2 protein-coding genes are annotated in these 592 nt (G+C 70.6%); both read left to right on the top strand.

Going from position 1 to position 592, the window contains the following annotated elements; translation table 11 throughout:
- Positions 1 to 294: flagellar basal body L-ring protein FlgH (locus VTU_RS0106085; RefSeq protein ID WP_010102079.1), on the top strand; the 294-nt coding region annotated here is incomplete at its 5' end.
- 76 nt (positions 295 to 370) lie between these two features.
- Positions 371 to 592: flagellar basal body P-ring protein FlgI (locus tag VTU_RS26020; protein ID WP_010102078.1), on the top strand; the 222-nt coding region annotated here is incomplete at its 3' end.

Below are 592 nucleotides of genomic sequence, written 5' to 3'. Positions count from 1 at the left end.
GGGGGCACCGAGAGCGCGAACATGTTCTCCGGCTCGATCACCACCACCGTGGTCGAGGTGCTGCCCAACGGCCACCTGGTCGTGAGCGGCGAAAAGCAGATCGGCGTGAACCAGAACGTCGACGTGCTGCGCTTTTCGGGAACCGTCGATCCGCTCGCGCTGCTGCCGGGCAGCGTCATCAGCTCCACGCAGGTGGCCGACGTGCGCGTCGAATCCCGGGGCCGCGGCGCGCAGGATCAGGTACAGGCCATGGGCTGGCTGGGGCGCTTCTTCCATGCGATCACTCCTTTCTGACGCCGGCAACAAGCCGCCCAAGCCGCCGCTTTTCGGGGTTTGTTCCTGCGCCACCGGCCCCGCACAATGCTTTGCCATGAAGGCCCCGCTCGCCGCCCTCCAGGCCCTCCTGCCGCGCCACGCGCGCACGGCGGCGTGGCCCCGCTGGATCCTGCCGGCCCTGCTCGCAGTCTGCGCCGCCGGCCCCGCGCAGGCCCTGCGCATCAAGGAGGTGGCCGCGGTGCAGGGCGTGCGCAGCAACCAGCTCAGCGGCTACGGGCTGGTCGTGGGCCTGGACGGAACGGGCGACCAGACGAAC

This window comes from Verminephrobacter aporrectodeae subsp. tuberculatae At4, assembly GCF_000193225.1.
GTDB classification, from domain to species: domain Bacteria; phylum Pseudomonadota; class Gammaproteobacteria; order Burkholderiales; family Burkholderiaceae_C; genus Acidovorax; species Acidovorax aporrectodeae.
The sequence above is the reverse complement of the archived record's forward strand: the minus strand, read 5'-3'. Positions and strand labels throughout refer to the sequence as shown.